Genomic DNA, 559 nt, shown 5'->3' with positions numbered 1-559 from the left:
GCGGAGAGCCGCGCCTCCTCGTCGCCGGAGAGCACGGAGATGCGCGCGCCCGGCATCACCGAGACGAGCCCGTCCATGAAGTCCTGGCCGTTGGTCGCGTCGCGCACGGCCGCCGTCGCCAGCACCTCCACGGGATCCGCGCCCATGCCCTGCGCCAGCGCGTGGTAGCGGCCGAGGACGGTCAGCGTCTGCGCGGAGGCCTCCTCGTTCAGCCTTCCTGTCGTGTGCAGCCCGCGGCCGAGGCCGAGCACGGCCTTCTCGTTGAAGATGGCGTGCGGGTTGCGCAACAGCCCCTCATAGACCACGAGGCGGACCGAGTTGGAGCCGAGGTCCACCACGCCGAAGCGCGGCTTTTCTGGCCTGGTGAAATCCATGCGTGACTCAGTCCTGTTGCAGCCGGTCGGCCTTGTGGCGCTTCGGGGCGCGCTGCGCGGGCGGGTTGAGCGCGGAGCCGCGGCCCGAGAGCGACGGGTTGGTCATGAAGTACTCATGCGCCGAGAAGGCGCGGGAATCCGGCGTCTGGCGGCGCCAGGTGCCGTCGGGCTCCAGGTTCCAGCTC

1 protein-coding gene is annotated in these 559 nt (G+C 70.8%); it reads right to left on the bottom strand.

Annotated features, from left to right (window positions below; translation table 11 throughout):
* On the bottom strand, positions 1-374 hold a 374-nt coding region (locus AC1DWF_RS37505), incomplete at its 3' end, for a Ppx/GppA phosphatase family protein (protein WP_476843487.1).
* Positions 375-559: the final 185 nt, after the last annotated feature.

The organism is Aminobacter sp. P4_D5 (genome assembly GCF_056401815.1).
Note: the sequence above shows the minus strand (reverse complement) of the source record. Positions and strands in the feature narration are given on the sequence as shown.